This is a genomic window from Streptomyces sp. NPDC002324 (assembly GCF_053593335.1).
Map to the genome: position 1 here is coordinate 37,027 of NZ_JBSFCF010000047.1, position 17,174 is coordinate 54,200.

A 17,174-nucleotide genomic window follows, 5' to 3' on the forward strand; every position below is an offset into this window, starting at 1 on the left:
GGGCTGACACGCCTCCGTACGAGTGAGGGTCCACGGCCTGGCGCCGCGCGGCCGAGATCGTGCTGAGCATGATCACCACCAGTCTGCGGCGCCGGGCCGCCGCCGTCGTCCTGTCCCTCTCCGCCGTCCTCGCGACCTCCGCCGCGACCGCTCCGGCACAGACCCCCGCCGCGACCCCGGCCAGGGCCGCCGCCCCCGCCTGCCCCCGGTTCGCCGACCCGGTCCACGCCGCCGCCGACCGCCGCGTGGACGTCGACCGCATCACCCCCGAGCCGGTCTGGCGCACCACCTGCGCCACCCTGTACCGCAGCGACAGCCGGGGCCCGGCGACCGTCTTCGCGCAGGGCTTCCTTCCGAGGGACGTCATCGACGGGCAGTACGACATCGAGCGATACGTCCTGGTCAACCAGCCCTCGCCGTACGTCTCCACGACCTACGACCACGACCTGTACAAGACCTGGTACAAGTCCGGCTACAACTACTACATCGACGCCCCCGGCGGCGTGGACGTCAACCGGACCATCGGAGACCAGCACAAGTGGGCCGACCAGGTGGAGGTCGCCTTCCCCGGCGGCATCCGGACGGAGTTCGTCATCGGTGTCTGTCCGGTCGACAAGAAGACCAGAACGGAGAAGATGAGCGAGTGCGAGAGCAACCCGCACTACGTGCCCTGGCACTGACCCCGCCCCCTCTCCCCGCCCGCCGGGCCTGTGGTCCTAGCGGGCGCTGAGCAGCAGCTCCGAGCCCACCGGCACGTAACCGGCCGACTGGAACGCCCGCACACTGCGGGCGTTCCCCGGCGCGATCTGCGCCCACAGCGGCTCGGCGACGAGATGCCGCGCCGCCATCACCAGCGACCGGCCGAGCCCTTGATGCCGTACGCCCTCGTCCACCTCCACCGACACCTCCAGCCGGCCGGCGATCCCGCGACCCGTCGTCAGGACACCGCCGTCCGTCGCGAAGACCCGTACGCCGTCCCGGCGCCGCCGGGCGTACGCGACACGGGGGTGTCCGGCGTCCTCGATCTCCTTCAGCGGCAGCGGCGGCTCGCCCGGCAGGGGCGCGGCGACCAGCATCATGTCGATGGTCTCGGTCGTGCGGCCCGTGCGTTCCATGAGGGCCGCCAGGAACCGTGGGTTCAGGCTCGCGGACATCGGGTCGCACTCCGTGGCCGCCAGCCTCTCGTGCACCCACCGGGGGTCCTCGTCCGTGAAGACCACGCAGTGCCCCGTGAAGCACAGGACACCCGCGTCCCGGGGGGAGACCTGCGCGACGACGGTCGTTCGCCCGTCCGCCGGAGGGAAGTCCCCCTTGGCCACCCCGTCCAGCACGTCCCGCAAGCTCTCCGCCACCGGACTCCTCCGCCCCGCTCCTTGAGTCTCCACCCACTGGAGGGCCCACACTCGCAGACATGATCGAAAACGGCACCGGCCTTTTCACCATCGGGCAGCTCGCCCGCGGCTCCGGCCTGTCCGTCCGGACGATCCGCTACTGGTCGGACGAGGGCGTCCTCACCCCGGCCGCCCGCAGCACGGGAGGCTACCGGCTGTACGACGCGGCCTCCGTGGCCCGGCTCGAACTCATCCGCACCCTGCGGGAGCTGGGCCTCGGCCTCGACCACGTACGGCGGGTGCTCGCGGGCGAGACGACCGTCGCGGAGGTGGCGGCCACGCACGTGGCCGCGCTGGACGCGCAGATCAGGGCCCTGAAGGTGACCCGGGCGGTGCTGTCGACCGTGGCGCGACGCGGCTCGACCGCGCGGGAGGCGGCACTGATGAACAGACTGGCCCGGCTGTCCGCCGCCGAACGGGGGCGGATCATCGACGACTTCATGGAGGAGGCCTTCGGAGGGCTCGACACCGCCGACCCCGACATCCGTACGCGGCTCAGGTTCAGCCTCGCGGATCTGCCGGAGGACCCGACGCCCGGACAGGTGGACGCCTGGGTGGAGCTGGCCGAGATGCTCCAGGACCCGGGGTTCCGGGCGCGGATGCGGGAAACGGTCGAGTTCAACGCGGCGGACCGGGGGACCGAGGTGCCGTCGGGCACCTCCCTGTGGTTCATGAGCCGCCTGGTGCAGCTCGCCGGGGAGGCGCTGCGCGGCGGTGTCGACCCCGCCTCGCCCGCCGCCGAGGAGGTGCTGGCCGGGCTGCTCGGCGACACCGACCGGGCCGTACTGCTGCAGCGGGTCACCTCGGTGGCCCACGCCGATCTGGCCCGGTTCCGGGAGCTGGCCTCGCTGGTTCGGGGCGTCGAGCCGCTGTCGGCACACCAAGAGGAGTTCGCGTGGGTGGTCGCCGCACTCCGGGCTCGCCCGGCCGGTTAATCTGACCTGCGTCAGTAGGACCGTAGGCAGGACTGCCCGCGACGGGCAGGGCACCAAGAAGGGGCGGATCGGTGGCGGACATCGAGGCAGCGCGCAAGGAGTTCCAGCGGATCGACGCGGACGGGGACGGGTTCATCACCGCCGCCGAGTTCAAGACCGCCCTGGCCCAGGAGGGCGACTGGAACGTCACCGAGTCCGTGGCGGAGGTCATCATCCGCACCCGTGACCTCAACGGGGACAAGCTCCTGTCGTTCGACGAGTTCTGGGCCCACCTGAACAAGTGAGCCACAGGTGAATGGGGCGCCCCACCGCACTGAGCGGTGGGGCGCCCCATTTCGCGTCAGCTGTTGCTGCTGGAGCGGCCGAAGAACTCGATCTCCGCTATGGCGACCTGCTTCTTGTCGTCGGCGCCGTAGGAGGAGCGGACGGTGAAGCGGACGGTTTCGGCGTTGCCGACGCGGAACTTGCGGCTCTGGGCGCCGGCGGTCTGGTCGAGGGTGATGAACTTCGTGGACTTGGTGCCGTCGGCGGCGGTGACGGTCGCCTCGATGCGGTGCGGGCGGGCCGACTCCGCGCGCTGGTCCGCCTTCTTCGAGACACCCGGGATGATCACCACGTCCAGCAGCCGGACGGGCTGCTCGAAGCGGGCCTCGATCCACTCCCCCTCACCGGCTTGGGTGACACCCGGGCCCCACCACGTGTTGCTGTACGAGTCGAAGGCCAACTGCGGCTTGTGGCCGGGGAAGGAACGGGACGCCTTGTAGGTGTCCGGGACCACCGACGCGCGCTTGGCGAAGTGGTCGCGGGCCGCCTGGTAGCCGTCGTCCGCCTTGAAGGCGAGGGTGACGATCAGGGTGAGGACGACGGCGGCGACCACCCAGTTGAGGATCGCGCCGAAGCCGCGCCGCAGACGCGGGCGGTCGCCCGCCCACGGGGTCTGCGTGGCGCGACCGATCAGCATCCTGCGCCACCACGGCAGCCGTCCCGGTGTCTGCGCACGGCCGGCCATCGGCATCGCGCAGCGCGCGCAGAAGTGGCGGTCCGGGCGGGTGGGGGTCCCGCACCACGGGCAGGGCACGCCGCCCTCCATGCCGGACTCCGGCCCGGGGGTGCGGACTTGAGGTCGCTGCACGTCCGGGCGGCCCGGCAGCACGGGCGCGACGGCCGGCTCCGCGGGGGCACGGGGCTCGGGGTCGGCGACGGGGACGAGGAGCGACCTGGCCCGGTCGGCGTCAGAGGGGGAGGGGGCGGGCGCCGGGGGTGGTGAGGCCGGTGTCGGGAGGGGGGTGGTGGGGGCTTCGTCGTCGGGGTGCGGGGCCGGGTGGGGCGTGGCGGTCGCCGCCGGGGCGTGGGTGGTGGCCCGGGGCGCGGCCGGCGACGGGGGAGGGGTGGCGGCGGCGGGGGGCGCGTCCGTGCGGACCGCCGCCGTGCCGGTGTCGGGGGTGGCCGCGGTCGTCGCCGCCTGGGCCGGGTCGTGACCGGTGCGGGCCGTGCCCGTGCCGGCGCCCGGGAGAGCGAAGGCGTCCCAGCCGCGCTCGTCGTCGGCCGGTGCGCTCCCGGCGGGAACCGGGGCCGGGGCACTCGTACGTGCCGCGTCCGCGTCCGCGGGGGCGGCGGCCGGGCGGTCGTCGGCCTCGCTCCTGGCGCTGCCCGTGGTCGCTCGGGCCGGGGTTCCGGACCAGCCGAGCACCGCGCCGCAGGCGTCGCAGAAGGACTGGCCGGGCTCCCCGCGGGTTCCGCATTCGGCGCAGCTCTGGGCCTGGCCGGTGCCGGGGGTCGGGCTGGTCATCTCTCGGGGATCCTTTCGGCGGCGGTCACCTGGACCGTGTAGGGCATGTGGGCGGGGCGGGCGGCGGCGACGAGGCTGTCCAGCCGGTGTTCGTCCGCGGGGGTGGGGTCGGGCAGGCGCAGGGTCACGTGGAGGCGCGGGCGGATTTCCCCGGGGACCGGGCCGAGGGGACGGGCGTCCCAGGCGGCGGCGCCGCTCTCGGTGATCTCCGGGCTCACGCCGAACACCAGGCGTACGGCCTCGGACAGGCCGCGCCGGGTGCCGCGTACGCGGTGCAGATACGCGGCGGCGGCGACCGCGGCGCGCAGCCGCGCTTCCGGTTCCGTGCCGTCGGTCTCGGCGCCCACCCAGCCTGCGAGCCACTGGGTGAAGTCCACGGGGGCGAGGGACGGTCTGAAGTAGGAGTCCAGGCAGTCGAGGACGGACAGGATCGGGGCGATGACGTCGTCCAGACCGCCGACGAAGCGCTGGGCGAGGTCGTCGTCGGCGAAGACGGCGGGGAGCATCGCGCCGATGGGGTGCGAGGTGCCGAGACCGTCGATGGAGCCCCTCACCGGCGCTCGCCTCCCGCGTCCGGGAGCCCGGGGCTCATGGCTTGTCCCCGATCACGCGGACCCGGTGGTCGAAGGAGAACACCAGTGACGGGGGCGAGAGGTCGATGCGGTTGGTGGGGTCGCCCCGTTTGCCGGTGAGGGGGTCGGCGGGGTGCAGCTGGACGTCGTCGACGAGTTCGACGCCGGGCACCCGCTGGAGGACGGCGAAGACCTCGCCGGACTGGACCGGGCGGCCGAAGGGCCAGCCGCGGCCGTCGGCGCCGCCGGTCAGCGGATCGAGGTGGCGGTAGAGCGCGTCATGGGCCTGACGGCGCACCCGGTCGGTGTCGGTGCCCCGGAAGGCGTGCAGTGTCGCGACGACGGTGACGCCCTGGTAGAAGGGCGGGCCGACCGCCAACCGCGTGCCGATCAGGCGCCGTTCGTCCAGGTGGCGGGTGATGCGGCGCAACAGCGCGTCGCCGGGGACCAGTTGCTCGAAGCGCAGTCGGCCCCCCGGGTCGGGAACCGCCTGCGGGACCACCAGCACCCGTACCGCGTACGCCCCGTGCTCGCCCTCCTCGCCCTCCAGGCAGGTGATGCGGGCGGTCTCGGGGGCCGCGCGGCGGGCGAGTTCCTCGTAGTCCCGCAGAGTCACCGCGCGCTCCTGGGCGCGCAGCGTGATCGGCGCCCGGACCTTCGCCTCCTCCACGGTCTCCGCGTCCACGCCGCCGCGCGCCGCCTCCCGGTTGACGACCTCGGAGACGTAGGGGACGGAGGTGCGCAGCACCCGGATGGCGCCCCGGGCCACGTTCCCGGCCCGGCCGCCGCCGGTGCGATAGCGCACCGCGCGGATCACGGCGCCCTTGGGGGCCACGGCCCCGTACGCGCGCAGGGTGCCGTCGGGCTCCCGTACGGCCGGGCCGAAGGCGATCTCGCCGGTGGCGGAGTCCAGGGTGATGTGGCGGTCGTAGGAGGTGGACGCGGCGAAGGTCGGGACGACGTCCCAGTCGGTCCAGCCGTCGTGCTCGGCGGTCTGCAGCAGCACGGGCGGGGTGTCGCCCACCACCGGGTGGTGGGCGAGGCGCAGCCGCTGACCGGGCAGGCCGGTGGACTCGCCGAGGGCCTCGTCGTAGACGGTCTCGGCGTGGACGGCGGTCGTGGTGCCGCCGATGGTGAAGGCCTCGGCGGCGCGGACGGTCGGCGAGGTGGTGTAGAAGGGCTGGCCGGGCAGGGGCTCGGTGACCCGGCAGCGCAGCCAGCCGGCCTCCTGCCCGCCGGTGCGGGACAGGGTGTGCCCGCCGGGCATGTGCAGGACCACCTCGCCCGGCCGGTTCAGGCCGCCCGTGCCGTCACGGTCGACCTCGCACTCCGTCCAGCCGTCCTCGGTCCACGCCTCCCAGACCAGCGGCGGCTGCCGCGGGTCCACGCCGACGCCGTCGACCACGCTGTCCAGCTCCAGCACGATCGCGCAGTACGGGACGGCGGCGGTGAGCCCGAACAGCACACCGTCGCCGGGCCGCGGGGACTCGGCGAAGCACATCAGGTCCTTGCCCTCGGCGAGGTCGGCCGTCCGGTCGGCGACCGGCTCACCGGGCCGCTGGGTCACCAGGTGGCGCAACGCGCAGGGCACGACGGACAGTTCGCGCTCCGTGGCGAAGACGACCGCCTCCTCGCTCTCGGTGCGCAGCGTGGCGACCTCGGTGCCCACCGGCAGCGGCACCGGCTCCTCCTGCGGCGCCGACAGCCAGAAGGTCACGTCCGTACGGGCGGCCGAGGGCGGGAAGAGGGTGATGCCCACCAGGTCCAGGAACGCCAGATGGTTCTTCTCCGGCACCCGGTTGAGCCGGTAGACGATCTGGTCGGCCATGTGGGCGACCGTCTCCACCAGGGTGACACCGGGGTCGGAGACGTTGTGGTCGGTCCACTCCGGCGCCCGCTGCTGGATGTAGCGCTTGGCGTCGTCCACGAACTGCTGGAAACGCCGGTCGTCGAGGTTCGGGGAGGGCAGGGCCATCAGCGGTCGCTTTCGGGACGGTCGGGGCGGTCGGGACGGTCGGAGCCGTCGGGGGCCAGGTCCGGCTCGTCGTGGGAGGGGATGACGTAGAACGGGAAGACCAGGCTGCGCGGGTTGTTGGTGCCGCGGATCGCGTAGCGGACGTCGATGAAGAGGACGCCCTGGTCGGCGCCCGCCGTCACCTCGACGTCGGTCACCTCGATCCGCGGCTCCCAGCGGTCGAGGCTCGTGTACACCTCGTGCTGGATACGGCCGGCCGTGGCCTCGTTGACCGGCGCGAACACCAGGTCGTGGATGGCGCAGCCGAACTCGGGGCGCATCGGCCGCTCGCCCGGCGCGGTGGCCAGGACGAGCCGGATGGCCTCCTCGACCTCGCGCTCCCCGCTGACCAGGGCGATGCCCCCGGTGGGCCCGATGCGCAGCGGGAACGCCCAGCCGGATCCGACGAACTGCTCGGCCATCAGCGGGCCACCCCTCTTTCTGGGACGTACGACTTCTCGGCCGACGTGTGGACGTGTGGGCAGGTGGGGCGTGTGAACGTGCGGGGCGTGTGCACGGTGGGCGTGCGGGCGGGGGGCGTCACGGGATCGGATACGGCTTCTTGTTGACGAGCACGATGCCCGTGATGTCGACATTGGCCGCCCGCAGCGCCGCCTGGCCGACCGCGTTGATCTGCACGGTCCCGGCCGCGCTGATCGTCGCGGCCCCGGCCGCGCTCATGGTGAGGGCACCCACGGCGTTCACGTTGACCGCGCCGCCGAGCGACCGGAGGCCGACGACGCCCTGGCCCTGGAGGTTGAGGGGGCCGCCGCTGCGGATGGTCACGGACCGGCGCGCGCTCAGCGTCAGATCGGTCCCGGCCTTGACCGACACCGAGGTGCCGCCGGTGATGGAGACGGCACCCTTGCTGTCCACGGTGATCTCGGTCTTCGTCCGGTCGAGGTTGATGATCAGCCGGTCGTTGCCGGTGGCGAGGCGTACGCCCTGCTTGCGCAGGCCGGTCTGCTGGCTGAGCAGGTCGACCCGGTTGCCCTCCCGGTCGGACAGGGTGTGGCGGATCGCCTTCTTCTTGACCGGGTCGTGCAGGTGCACGTCCTTCACGGGGGTCGGCTTGTCGACGCCGTTGTAGAGGCCGCCGATGACGAACGGGTGGTCGAGCGCGCCCCGGTCGAAGGCGACCAGCACCTCGTCGCCGACGTCCAGCGGGAAGATCCCGCCGCCGGCCTTGCCGCCCAGCTGCACGGTCCGCGTCCAGTCACTGACGTACGCGTCGTCCAGCCACGGGAACTGCAGCTTCACCCTGCCCTGCTTCAGCGGGTCCTGGACGTCGGTGACGAGGGCGTTGGCGACACTGGGCAGCCGCGGGGCCGCCGTACCGCCGCCCGAGGTCAGCCCGAACAGCGAGCGCCACTGCCGGCCGCTGACGGTCACCCACGTCTCGTAGTGGCTGCCGTCGCCGAAGGTGTGCCGTACGGACGTGCAGGTGTACTTGCCCTCGAACGGGGCGCCCACGTCGGAGAGCGTGATCGGCACACCGGGGCGCAGCAGCGGGTTGCCGCGCACCATGACCTCCAGCTCGGCGAAGGCGGAGGTGATGTCGTCGGCGAGGGAGCCGGCGGCGTGCGTGACCTCGCTCTGCAGGTCGTACGGCGTGTCCGTCTCGACCAGCTTGGCGGCCTTGAAGGGGGTCGCCGCCTTCTGCGGGGTGGTGCCGATGGCGATACCGGGGTTGGCGTCCGCCTTCGTCGTCGCGGTGAGCTTCTTCTTCGTCGTGACGTTCCAGCCGCGGGCCTCGACCTTGCCGACCTGGTCGGCGGCGGTGACGGCGGCCCGGCAGCGCAGGATGTCGACGCCGGCCTTCAGCTCGTAGGGGTTCTTCCGGCCGGGGGCGCTCGACGCGGGCGCGCCGGACGCCGGCTTCGGCTTGACGAACTGGAACTTCCCCCTGGCGTCCAGCGACATCACCATCTCGTTCTCGTCGGCGAGCCGCGCGAGGAAGTCCCAGTCCGTCACGTTGGACTGGCTGATGAAGTCGTAGACGGTCTTGGTGGACTGCACCTGACCGACCGGGACACCGTTCATCGCGGCCAGCTTGCGGGCGATGTCGGCGGCCGTCTGGTTGCGGTACGCCGCCACCCTGCGCACCCGCATCAGCCGGTGGCCGGCGTCGTAACCGCGCACGACGGTGAAGGTGCCGGTGCCGTCGTAGTCGGTCTCCATCCCGGTGACCTCGCCGGTGAACACCGGGCTGCCCGCGCCCTGTCCGCCGGCCACGGGCGAGATGACGACCAGGGAGCCGAATCTGACGTTCAGTTTGCCCAGCAGCAGCCCGTGCGGGTCCCGGAAGGTGAGCCGGAACGCGCCGGGCACTCCGGCCCCGAGGTCGACCCAGCCGCCGACCAGCAGGTCGGCGTAGTCGGTCGGCAGCTCGCTGCCGTCGATGGTCACCCGGATGATGTTGGAGAAGGACGGGTTTCCCGCCTCGGACCCGCCCATCAGTGGCCCACCTCTCCGGCCGCCGGGAGGACGAGTTCGGTGCCGGTGGGCAGATGGGTGGGGTCGTCGATGCCGTTGGCCTCCGCGATCGCCCGCCACGCGGACGCGTTGCCGTACTCCCGCCACGCCAGCGACTGCAACGAGTCGCCCGCCACGACCCGGTGCACACTGCGCGCGGTGAGCGCGCCCGACGTCGGGTTCTGCCCCTCGGTCCGGCTGGGGATCTCGTGCAGCGTCATCCGGCAGGCGGCCCGGATCGGCACACCGGTCGTCCCGAACAGGGAGTACGTGACGTCCACGGAGCTGACGTACGCCGTGAAACGCGCGGTCGAGAACGACCCCCACTGGAACACCACCCACGGAGGCGACGGCTGCTTCGCGGCGAGGCTCTTGGCCGTCACCTCGCAGCACGACAGCAGCGACTCGACCTTCTTCAGCACCGTGGTGCCGCTCGGCTTGTCGGAGGAGTCGAGGAAGATCTCGACGTTCATCTCGCGGGGGTCGGGCCCCATGAACTCCGGCAGCGCGCCGTCGCGCACCGCCGCGCTCGTCGTCCGCTTCCACTGGGCGCCCTGGCGCAGCGTCAGCTCGGAGGGGTTGAACTCGAAGTTGAACGTCTTCTTCAGCCCGCCCGGGGTGGTGCTCGTCCCCACCGGCGGCTCGTGAATGGCCAGGGTGGCCCGCACGAGACTCTTGCCCGCGCCGCCGCCCTTGCTGCCCTTCGCCATGGTCTGTCCCCCCTCAGTCCGTGAAACCGTGGTGCGCGATCTCCAGCACCTCGGTCGCCACGCTCGGGTTGGACGGGTCCAGGGACGGCCCCTGCCAGCTCACCGGCAGGACGTCGATGAGCCCCCAGTGCGCCACCTCCGAGCCGTCCGCGCGCAGCGCCGCGATCTGGGCCGTCGGCCGCTTCACGCCCGTCGCGACGGACGAGATCCACGCGGCGACCTTCGCCGTGTCCGGCGTCAGCGGCCTCGTCAGCCGGATGTTCGAGAACGTCACCCGCGACGGGAACTGCCAGACGAACCCGTTGTTCCCGCCCTCCTGGCGGTGCTCGATCTCCACGGTCGAGGACAGCCCTTCACACCCGTTGAAGTAACCGAGGCTCTCGCCGTCGATCGTCAGCGTGAAGAAGATGGTGGAGCCCGGGTCGAGATCGCGGGACATCTGGGGAAGGGCCTTTCTGGTCGTGCGGGGCGGTCGGGGGCGGTCAGTGGCGGGGGTCGCGGAGTCTTCCGATGCGTTCGCGGTCGAGGCGGAGCTCGGTGCGGACGAGGCGGGTGACGCGGCCGATGAGCTTGTGGGTCAGTTCGTCGAGCTGGAAGTCGGTGAGGGAGCGGGGGTCGAACGGGGGGGTGGGGGAGTCGTTCTCCGCCGTGGGGGCGGGGGATGCGGTGGGGGTGGTGGTTGCCGGCGTCGAGGTGGCGGGGGTGGGGCGGAGGGGGGCTTCCGGTGCTCGCTGGATCGAGGTGGGTGCGGGTGCGGCCGCCGGCGCGGGCGGCGGTGTGGGTGCGAGTGAGCGGGGGGTGACGGGCGGGGTGGCGGGGGCCTTGGGGGCGACGGTGAGGGGGCGCGCGGTGGGGGGCGGGGCGGTGGGCTTGGAGGGTTTGGCGGGGTGGTTGGCCTTGAGGCGTTGGACGGCGGGGCCGGTGCCCGGGGTGGTGGGACGGCGCAGGGGTACGGCGGGCCGGGGGGTCTGACGCTGGGTCGCGGGGGGCGCCGTGGGCGTGGGCAGGGCTGAGGTGAGGGCGCGGGTGGGGGTGAGGGGGCGTGCGGGGAGGGGCGCGGTGGCGGATGAGGTCAGGGGTGTGGGGGCGGAAGACGGCAGGGGTGTGGGGGCGGAAGACGGCAGGGGGGCAGGGGTTCTGGAGCCGGGCGACGGGGTGGCGCTCGGTCGCCCGAGGGGTTGCCGGGTGGGGGTGATGGGCGGCTGCGGGGTGGGGGTGGCTGGTCGCGCCGTTCCCCGCGCCCCTTCAGGGCGCTGTTCCCGGCCAGGGGGTTTCAGGGGGACGGCCGGCTGCTGTGTCGTCGTCGCCCGCTGCAGGGGGAGGGGCGAGGCGGGGCCCGCGCCACCGGAGGGCGTGCGGGGGGAGAGGGGTCGCGCGTCCTGGGGCGGGGTGGAGAGCGGGGCGCCCAGGAGGGGGCGCTGACGGAGGGTGGGTGCCGGTACCGACGGTGTGAGGGGGGTCGGTGCGGGGGGCGTGGAGGCGGGGCCGACCGTCGGGACGGGGCCGACCGTCGGGACGGGGCCGGAGACAGGGGCGCCGAGACCTATGCGCTTCGCCGCGCCGGGGGTGCGGGGGCTGGTCGGGGCGGGGGCGGAACGAGAGGGGCCTCCGGCTGCGGCGGGTGTGGCCGCTGTGCTGGTGGTGGTCGGCGCGGCGAGGGCTCCCGCGGGCGCGGCTGCCGTACGGCCGGGGCCGGTCGTCGCCCGCTGGACGTCTACGGCTCCCAAGGCGGGAGCGGGCGGGGTAGGGCGGCCCGAACTGCCCGCTGCCGAGCTGGAGCCGGTGGTGGTGGTCGTGCCGGAGGGGGAGGTACGGGCTGTGCTCGGCGTGGCGCCGCTCGTGCCGGATGCCTTGGCCGGGGTGTGGCCGCGTTCGGCCACGGGCTGTTGGGCATGGCCGGGAGCAGTGGCAGAGCTCGTGCTTGCGTGCGGGGCGGTCGGTGGGGTGGCGGTCACGTCGGGGTGGGCGGGCGTACCGCTGGACGCCGTCGCCGCGCGCTGGACGGTGCCGGCGGTGGGTCCTGGGACGGCAGAGGCGCCTTGCGGGCTGGTGCCCGTACCGGCTGAGGGTGTTGCCGTCGTGACGGGGGCCGTGCTGCGGGTGTCCGCTGCCGTACGACCCGGGTGGGCCGCCGCCCGTTGGACGGTGCCTTCGGTGTGTCCGGGTGCGGCGGGGGCGCCCGCGCCGGTCGCTGCCGCCGGGGTTGCGCTACTGCCGGGGTGCGCTGCCGTACGGTCGGGGTGGGTCGCCGTCGGCCGGACGGTGACCTCGGACTGTCCGGGGGTGGCGGGGAGGCCCTGGGGGTTGGTTGGCGTGGGGCCGGGGTTCGCTGCCGTACGGCCCGGGTGGGCGGGCGCCCGTTGGACGGTGCCTTCGGTGCGTCCGGGGGCGGTGGGGGTGCGTTGCGGGCTCGTGTGCGCGCTGCCCGAATCGGTCGCCGTCGGCTGGACGGTGACCTCGTCGTGTCCGGGGGTGGCGGGGAGGCCCTGGGGGTTGGTTGGCGTGGGGCCGGGGTTCGCTGCCGTACGGCCCGGGTGGGCGGGCGCCCGTTGGACGGTGCCTTCGGTGCGTCCGGGGGCGGTGGGGGTGCGTTGCGGGCTCGTGCGCGCGCTGCCCGAGCCGGTCGCCGTCGGCTGGGCGGTGACCTCGGACCGTCCCGTGACCCGGGGCGATCCGGAGGACGCGGGGGAACCCTGGGGGGAGTCCACTGCCGTACGGCCCGCAGGGGACGCATCTGTCGCCGCCCGCCGGATGTCGGACCCCGCGCGACCGATGCCGGCCGCCGCGTCGGCGGAGCCGACGGTCGTGTCGGCGACGCTGCCCCCGGGGGTGTCGCCGCCAACAGCCGCCGCCGGCAGGACCGTTGCCCCCGGAGGGGCACCGGAGGCGTCGACCTGACCCACACCCGAGGCGGCCGACCCCGACGTGCCGGACCCGGACGCGCCGGACCCCGACGCCGTACGCCTCGACGTCGTACCCCTCGGTGCGGCGTCGCCCGGCACCGACCGTTGCAACGAGACACCGCCGGAGGCGGCCCTGGGCCCGGACGAGGCAGCACCAGGGCTCCTGTGGTCGGACGGGGCCACATGGACGACGGGGTGGCCGGACGGCTCGGCACCGACGACCGGGCGGCCGGCCGGCGCCCCACCGGCCACCTCGTGCCCGGACGGGACGGCCCCGCCGGCCGTGTGCCCGGACGTCGCGCCGTCGGTAATCGCCGCGTGGCCGCCCTTGGTACCGCCCGATGCCGTCGGCCCACCAGAGGCTCGGCCCGGGGCGCTGTCCGGCGCCGCAGGCCCACGCGAAGCGTCGCCCGACGGCCCGCTCGGTACCACCGGCCCGGACGACACACCGCCCACTGCCGCAGGCCCGGTTGAGGCACCCGCAGAGCCCCTGCCCCCCATGTCCCCGGCGGCCTGCGGCCGTACCGTCGGCAGCACGCGGCGCTGAACGGCAGGCGAGGCGGTGGGGACCTTGGTCAAGGGGGCCCGGCGGGAGGTGCGGGGCGGTACGGGAGTCACCCGGGGGCCGACCGGGCGGGACGGCGTGACCTGGTACGGCGCGCGCTGCACCGGCCGTACGTCGCCGGGAGCGTCGGGCTGGGGTGCGGGCTCGTCGAGCGCCACCGGGAGGGTGCGTACGGGCAGTTCGAGGCCGGCCACCGGTGCGGCCGAGGTGGTGAGGACGTCCCTGACCAGCCCGCCCGGCGCTCCGGGCAGGACGGCGTGGGACAGGGCCCCGGTGAAGGAAGGGTTCTGCCAGGTGCTCAACCGCCCACTGAACCCGGCGTCCGCGACAGCGGCCCGCCCTCCGAGGGCACGCTGGATCGGGGCGAGGCCCTCCCAGCCCCGCCCCGCGGCCGAGCCACCGCCCGCACCGGCGGCCGGAGCCGGACTCCCCTCCGAACCCGAACCCGAACCCGCGCCCGCGTCCGCACCCGAATGCGACAGCGCACCCGACTCCGAGCCCACACTCCCGGCCGCGGACGTCACCGCACCGACCGCACCGACCGAGCCGCCCTCACGTCCTGCCCCCGCCGCCCCCGCGACACCCCGTAGCCGATCCCAGAACCCCACGTGTCAGCCCTCCGACCCGCCCCGTGTCACGAGGGACGCGATCTGTTCGGTGTAGCGGCGGCGGTCGTGGTGTTCGAGGTCGAGGATCTCCTCGAAGCCCCAGTGGAAGTGGTAGGCGACGTACGCGATCTCCTCGTGCAGCCGGTCGGTCGCGTACGTCACGATTCCCCCAGGCGGCTCCCGCCGAGTTCGACCTCGAACGGCTCGGAGCAGTGGGGGCACTCCACGGCCGCGCGGGTGTGGCCCTCCGCGTTGACCTGCCGGTAGAAGTCCTGGAGGAACGCGAGGTCGGACGCGAACATGTTCTCCACGATCCCGTCGTGGACCATCGGGAGGTTGCCCAGCCGGGTGATGACCCGGCCGAGCAGCACGACCGACAGATACGCCGGGTTCTCCTGGACGCGGACGTCCCGCAGCGGGATCAGCTCGTCCCGGGCGGTGGCGAGACGCATCACGCCCTCCCGGTGGACGTTGCCCGCCTCGTCGACGTACCCGCGCGGCAGCTCGAACGGGAACTCCGTCCGCAGCCGCTGCGCCACCGGCGCGACCGCCGGGGCGGCGGCGGGAGGGACGGCGGTGGTGGGAAAGGGGGACGCGACCGAATCCGCGTCGTCCCCGGCCCCCGCCACGGCACCCACCGCACCCACCGCACCCACCGCACCCGGACCCCCACCGGGAACGTCCACGATCGAGCCGGCGCCCGCGCCCGCCCTGCCAGCCGTGCGCCGCATTACTCGATGACCAGTTCTTCGAAGACGATGGTCACCGTCTCGGTGAGCGCGGAGGCCTCGCCGGCCTTCAGGGTGCTGGCGTCGATCTTGCTGCACCAGGCGTTGCGCATGTTGTACCGCTTCACCGGATTGTTCTGGTAATCCATCATGATGATCGACGCGTTCTTGCGCGCCGAGCTCATCTGGCCGTTGATGGAGTCGTTGATCCACGTGTTGAACGCGGCCGACTGGGTCATACCGCGGACCACGGTGCACTGGCCGTTCTTCTGCACACCCGGCAGCAGGTTGACCTCGGGCCGGCCCTGCGCGGAGTTCTGCTGGTACGTGATGACGTCCTGTTCGAGGGTGAGGCCGCTGACCTCCGCGAGGTACTCGACCATCACCCCGTCGATCTGCAGGCCGAAATTGTGTGAGGTAAGGGCGTCACCCGGCGCGAGACTCATCTGTTCTGTGTCCTTCTAGGGGGTGCGGGCAGGGGCTGGGGCTGGGGCTTGAGAACTGGCTGTACGCGAACGCTGGTGGGCGCGGGCCGACGAGGGCCTACTCCTCCAGCTCCCCGCTGCCGCTGGAGAACTGCGCCAGCCGGAAGATCACGAACTCGGCGGGCTTGACCGGCGCGATGCCGATCTCGCAGATGACCCGGCCGAGGTCGACCGACTCCGGCGGGTTGGTCTCCTCGTCGCACTTGACGTAGTACGCGTCCTCGGGCCGCTGGCCGAAGAGGGCGCCGCTGCGCCACTCGTTGACCAGGAACGCGGAGACGTTGCGCCGGATCCGGGCCCACAGCGCGTGGTCGTTCGGCTCGAACACCACCCACTGGGTGCCGATCAGGATCGACTCCTCCAGGTAGTTGAAGTACCGGCGGATGTTGAGGTAGCGCCAGGCCGGGTCGGACGACATGGTGCGGGCGCCCCAGACGCGGATGCCGCGGCCGGGGAAGGCACGGATGCAGTTGACGCCGATGGGGTTGAGCAGGTCCTGCTCGCCGCGGGTGATCTGGAGTTCGAGATCCACCGCGCCGCGTACGACCTCGTTGGCGGGCGCCTTGTGCACACCGCGCTCGAAGTCGTTGCGGGCCCAGACACCGGCGACGTGGCCGCTCGGCGGGATGACGCGGGACTGGCCGCTGGCCGGGTCGAAGACCTTGATCCAGGGGTAGTAGAGGGCCGCGTACTTGGAGTCGTACCCGGCGGTCTCCTGGCGCCAGACCCGGATCTGCCGGGCGTTGAGGCCGGGCGGCGGGTCGATGACGGCGACCCGGTCGCCCATCAGCTCGCAGTGGGCGATCAGACCGAGCTGGACCGCCTTGACGGCCTCCAGGTCGATCGCGCCGCGCTGGTAGGCGGCCATCAGGTCGGGCACGGCGACCATGGAGATCTCGTCCACGGCCTCCAGTCCGCCGAAGCCGGTGCGGTCGGCGGAGTCGCCGAGGTACTGGGCCGGGCCGGGGTGGCCGTCGTCCGCCGCGACCGGCGCGACGGGCGCGGGCGCGGCGGGGGCCGCCAGTGCCACGGTCTGGTTGTCGGGGCGCGCGAGCTGCGCGGCCGGTGCCGTCTCCTGGACCGTGATGAGCTTGGAGCGCTCCTTGACCTGCGTGACGACGTAGTTGCGGCCGCCCTTCTTGGCGGTCACGTCGAAGGTCTCGACCGGCTTGTCGCCGTCCTTGACGATCAGCCGGAACCGTTCGGCCGGACCCTCGCCCTCGGGGTCGGCGACCTCGACGCTCAGGGAACCGCCCGCGATGGCGGTCACACTGAATGTGCCCAGCTGCTTCGGCTCGCCCGGCGGCAGCGCGGCCGGCGCGGCGGTACCCGTCACCGCGGCCGGACCGCCCGCGGACGCGCCGCCCTGGTCGGTGCCGCCGACCCGGACGACGTACGCGGCGCTGCCGCCGTTGTTGAAGAACCCGTACACCGAGTGCGCGAGGTAGTAGCCGTCGGTGAACTCGCCGAAGGCGGCGACGTACTGGGACCAGTTGGTCACCAGCGTCGGCTCGTTCAGCGGACCGGTCGGGGCCAGGCCGACGAAGGCGGCCACCGAGGTGCCCACACCCTCGATGGGACGCGAGCCGCTGGCCACCTCCTCGACGTAGACGCCCGGCGACAGGTAGGACGGCATGCTCTGCTCTCCTTGGGGTACGAGACAGGTCGCCTCTCACCCTCACGCGCGAAGCGCGTCCGTCGAAACGTCCTCGGGGACCTGATCGGGGGCATGTCCGTTGCCCCGAGGGGCAGTCGGGCCGATCGGCGCGGACACATCCGGGCCGCCCCCGGGCACCGGCCCGGCGGCAGCGCCCCCCGTGAGCGCCCCCGAGCCCGCGCGCCCTGCCCTTTCGGGCACCGCGACCGTGCACCTTCTCCTCCTGCCCCGGCTCCCGCGCTCCCGGTAGCGTCCTGACGTGAGCCTGTGGACTTCCCTCGAACCCGCCTCCGCGACTGTGGACCCCGGGAGCAGTACGACGGTGCGGCTGCGTCTGCGCAT

General features: G+C 73.5%; 16 protein-coding genes. 3 read left to right on the forward strand and 13 right to left on the reverse strand.

Annotation, left to right across the window (positions count from 1 at the left end; genetic code table 11):
• Positions 1-68: 68 nt before the first annotated feature.
• On the forward strand, positions 69-680 hold the full coding sequence (locus tag ACWCRJ_RS38550; protein WP_450943664.1) for an ADP-ribosyltransferase: 612 nt from the start codon (positions 69-71) through the stop codon (positions 678-680).
• A 36-nt stretch (positions 681-716) separates the two neighbouring features.
• On the opposite strand, the gene ACWCRJ_RS38555 is transcribed toward ACWCRJ_RS38550, so the two are convergent.
• Complete coding sequence (locus ACWCRJ_RS38555) at positions 717-1,352, reverse strand: GNAT family N-acetyltransferase (protein ID WP_450943665.1); 636 nt, start codon at positions 1,350-1,352, stop codon at positions 717-719.
• A 59-nt stretch (positions 1,353-1,411) separates the two neighbouring features.
• On the opposite strand from ACWCRJ_RS38555, the gene ACWCRJ_RS38560 reads away from it, so the two are divergent.
• Both ACWCRJ_RS38560 and ACWCRJ_RS38565 read left to right on the forward strand, forming a co-directional pair.
• Positions 1,412-2,326, forward strand: coding sequence for a helix-turn-helix domain-containing protein (locus tag ACWCRJ_RS38560; protein WP_450943666.1), 915 nt, complete (start codon positions 1,412-1,414; stop codon positions 2,324-2,326).
• A 71-nt stretch (positions 2,327-2,397) separates the two neighbouring features.
• Complete coding sequence (locus tag ACWCRJ_RS38565; RefSeq protein ID WP_045563253.1) at positions 2,398-2,610, forward strand: EF-hand domain-containing protein; 213 nt, start codon at positions 2,398-2,400, stop codon at positions 2,608-2,610.
• A gap of 56 nt (positions 2,611-2,666) precedes the next feature.
• Here ACWCRJ_RS38565 and ACWCRJ_RS38570 read toward each other — a convergent pair whose 3' ends face one another.
• The 12 genes from ACWCRJ_RS38570 to ACWCRJ_RS38625 all read right to left on the reverse strand — a co-directional run bounded on the left by ACWCRJ_RS38570 (position 2,667) and on the right by ACWCRJ_RS38625 (position 16,811).
• A complete protein-coding gene (locus ACWCRJ_RS38570; protein ID WP_450943667.1) occupies positions 2,667-4,115 on the reverse strand; it encodes an NADase-type glycan-binding domain-containing protein in 1,449 nt (482 codons plus the stop codon).
• Positions 4,112-4,669: a phage tail protein gene (locus tag ACWCRJ_RS38575; RefSeq protein ID WP_450943668.1), complete on the reverse strand. Its 558-nt coding sequence runs from the start codon at positions 4,667-4,669 to the stop codon at positions 4,112-4,114. The genes ACWCRJ_RS38570 and ACWCRJ_RS38575 overlap by 4 nt, the downstream gene beginning before the upstream one ends.
• Positions 4,670-4,703: 34 nt before the next feature.
• Complete coding sequence (locus ACWCRJ_RS38580) at positions 4,704-6,662, reverse strand: putative baseplate assembly protein (protein ID WP_450943669.1); 1,959 nt, start codon at positions 6,660-6,662, stop codon at positions 4,704-4,706.
• Positions 6,662-7,123, reverse strand: coding sequence for a GPW/gp25 family protein (locus ACWCRJ_RS38585; protein WP_450943670.1), 462 nt, complete (start codon positions 7,121-7,123; stop codon positions 6,662-6,664). The genes ACWCRJ_RS38580 and ACWCRJ_RS38585 overlap by 1 nt, the downstream gene beginning before the upstream one ends.
• 118 nt (positions 7,124-7,241) lie before the next feature.
• A complete protein-coding gene (locus ACWCRJ_RS38590; protein ID WP_450943671.1) occupies positions 7,242-9,158 on the reverse strand; it encodes a VgrG-related protein in 1,917 nt (638 codons plus the stop codon).
• Complete coding sequence (locus tag ACWCRJ_RS38595; protein WP_450943672.1) at positions 9,158-9,886, reverse strand: CIS tube protein; 729 nt, start codon at positions 9,884-9,886, stop codon at positions 9,158-9,160. The genes ACWCRJ_RS38590 and ACWCRJ_RS38595 overlap by 1 nt, the downstream gene beginning before the upstream one ends.
• A gap of 13 nt (positions 9,887-9,899) precedes the next feature.
• Positions 9,900-10,325, reverse strand: a complete 426-nt coding sequence (locus ACWCRJ_RS38600; protein ID WP_046916645.1) for a phage tail protein — start codon at positions 10,323-10,325, stop codon at positions 9,900-9,902.
• 43 nt (positions 10,326-10,368) lie between these two features.
• Positions 10,369-13,656 carry a hypothetical protein gene (locus ACWCRJ_RS38605; RefSeq protein WP_450943673.1) on the reverse strand — a complete coding sequence of 1,096 codons (3,288 nt, stop codon included), beginning with the start codon at positions 13,654-13,656 and terminating at the stop codon, positions 10,369-10,371.
• Between the two features lie 309 nt (positions 13,657-13,965).
• On the reverse strand, positions 13,966-14,124 hold the full coding sequence (locus tag ACWCRJ_RS38610) for a DUF6760 family protein (protein ID WP_005480066.1): 159 nt from the start codon (positions 14,122-14,124) through the stop codon (positions 13,966-13,968).
• Positions 14,121-14,693, reverse strand: a complete 573-nt coding sequence (locus tag ACWCRJ_RS38615) for a hypothetical protein (RefSeq protein ID WP_450943674.1) — start codon at positions 14,691-14,693, stop codon at positions 14,121-14,123. Before ACWCRJ_RS38615 ends, ACWCRJ_RS38610 begins: the two co-directional genes overlap by 4 nt.
• Complete coding sequence (locus ACWCRJ_RS38620; RefSeq protein ID WP_005480063.1) at positions 14,693-15,136, reverse strand: phage tail protein; 444 nt, start codon at positions 15,134-15,136, stop codon at positions 14,693-14,695. Before ACWCRJ_RS38620 ends, ACWCRJ_RS38615 begins: the two co-directional genes overlap by 1 nt.
• 97 nt (positions 15,137-15,233) lie before the next feature.
• A complete protein-coding gene (locus ACWCRJ_RS38625; RefSeq protein ID WP_450943675.1) occupies positions 15,234-16,811 on the reverse strand; it encodes a phage tail sheath family protein in 1,578 nt (525 codons plus the stop codon).
• Positions 16,812-17,174: the final 363 nt, after the last annotated feature.

Bases quoted from the DNA above. Each gene is read 5' to 3' on its own strand.
- ACWCRJ_RS38550 (WP_450943664.1), top strand. From the start codon at position 69: ATGATCACCACCAGTCTGCGGCGCCGGGCCGCCGCCGTCGTCCTGTCC.
- ACWCRJ_RS38560 (WP_450943666.1), top strand. From the start codon at position 1,412: ATGATCGAAAACGGCACCGGCCTTTTCACCATCGGGCAGCTCGCCCGC.
- ACWCRJ_RS38570 (WP_450943667.1), bottom strand. From the start codon at position 4,115: ATGACCAGCCCGACCCCCGGCACCGGCCAGGCCCAGAGCTGCGCCGAA.
- ACWCRJ_RS38580 (WP_450943669.1), bottom strand. From the start codon at position 6,662: ATGGCCCTGCCCTCCCCGAACCTCGACGACCGGCGTTTCCAGCAGTTC.
- ACWCRJ_RS38585 (WP_450943670.1), bottom strand. From the start codon at position 7,123: ATGGCCGAGCAGTTCGTCGGATCCGGCTGGGCGTTCCCGCTGCGCATC.
- ACWCRJ_RS38590 (WP_450943671.1), bottom strand. From the start codon at position 9,158: ATGGGCGGGTCCGAGGCGGGAAACCCGTCCTTCTCCAACATCATCCGG.
- ACWCRJ_RS38595 (WP_450943672.1), bottom strand. From the start codon at position 9,886: ATGGCGAAGGGCAGCAAGGGCGGCGGCGCGGGCAAGAGTCTCGTGCGG.
- ACWCRJ_RS38600 (WP_046916645.1), bottom strand. From the start codon at position 10,325: ATGTCCCGCGATCTCGACCCGGGCTCCACCATCTTCTTCACGCTGACG.
- ACWCRJ_RS38615 (WP_450943674.1), bottom strand. From the start codon at position 14,693: ATGCGGCGCACGGCTGGCAGGGCGGGCGCGGGCGCCGGCTCGATCGTG.
- ACWCRJ_RS38620 (WP_005480063.1), bottom strand. From the start codon at position 15,136: ATGAGTCTCGCGCCGGGTGACGCCCTTACCTCACACAATTTCGGCCTG.
- ACWCRJ_RS38625 (WP_450943675.1), bottom strand. From the start codon at position 16,811: ATGCCGTCCTACCTGTCGCCGGGCGTCTACGTCGAGGAGGTGGCCAGC.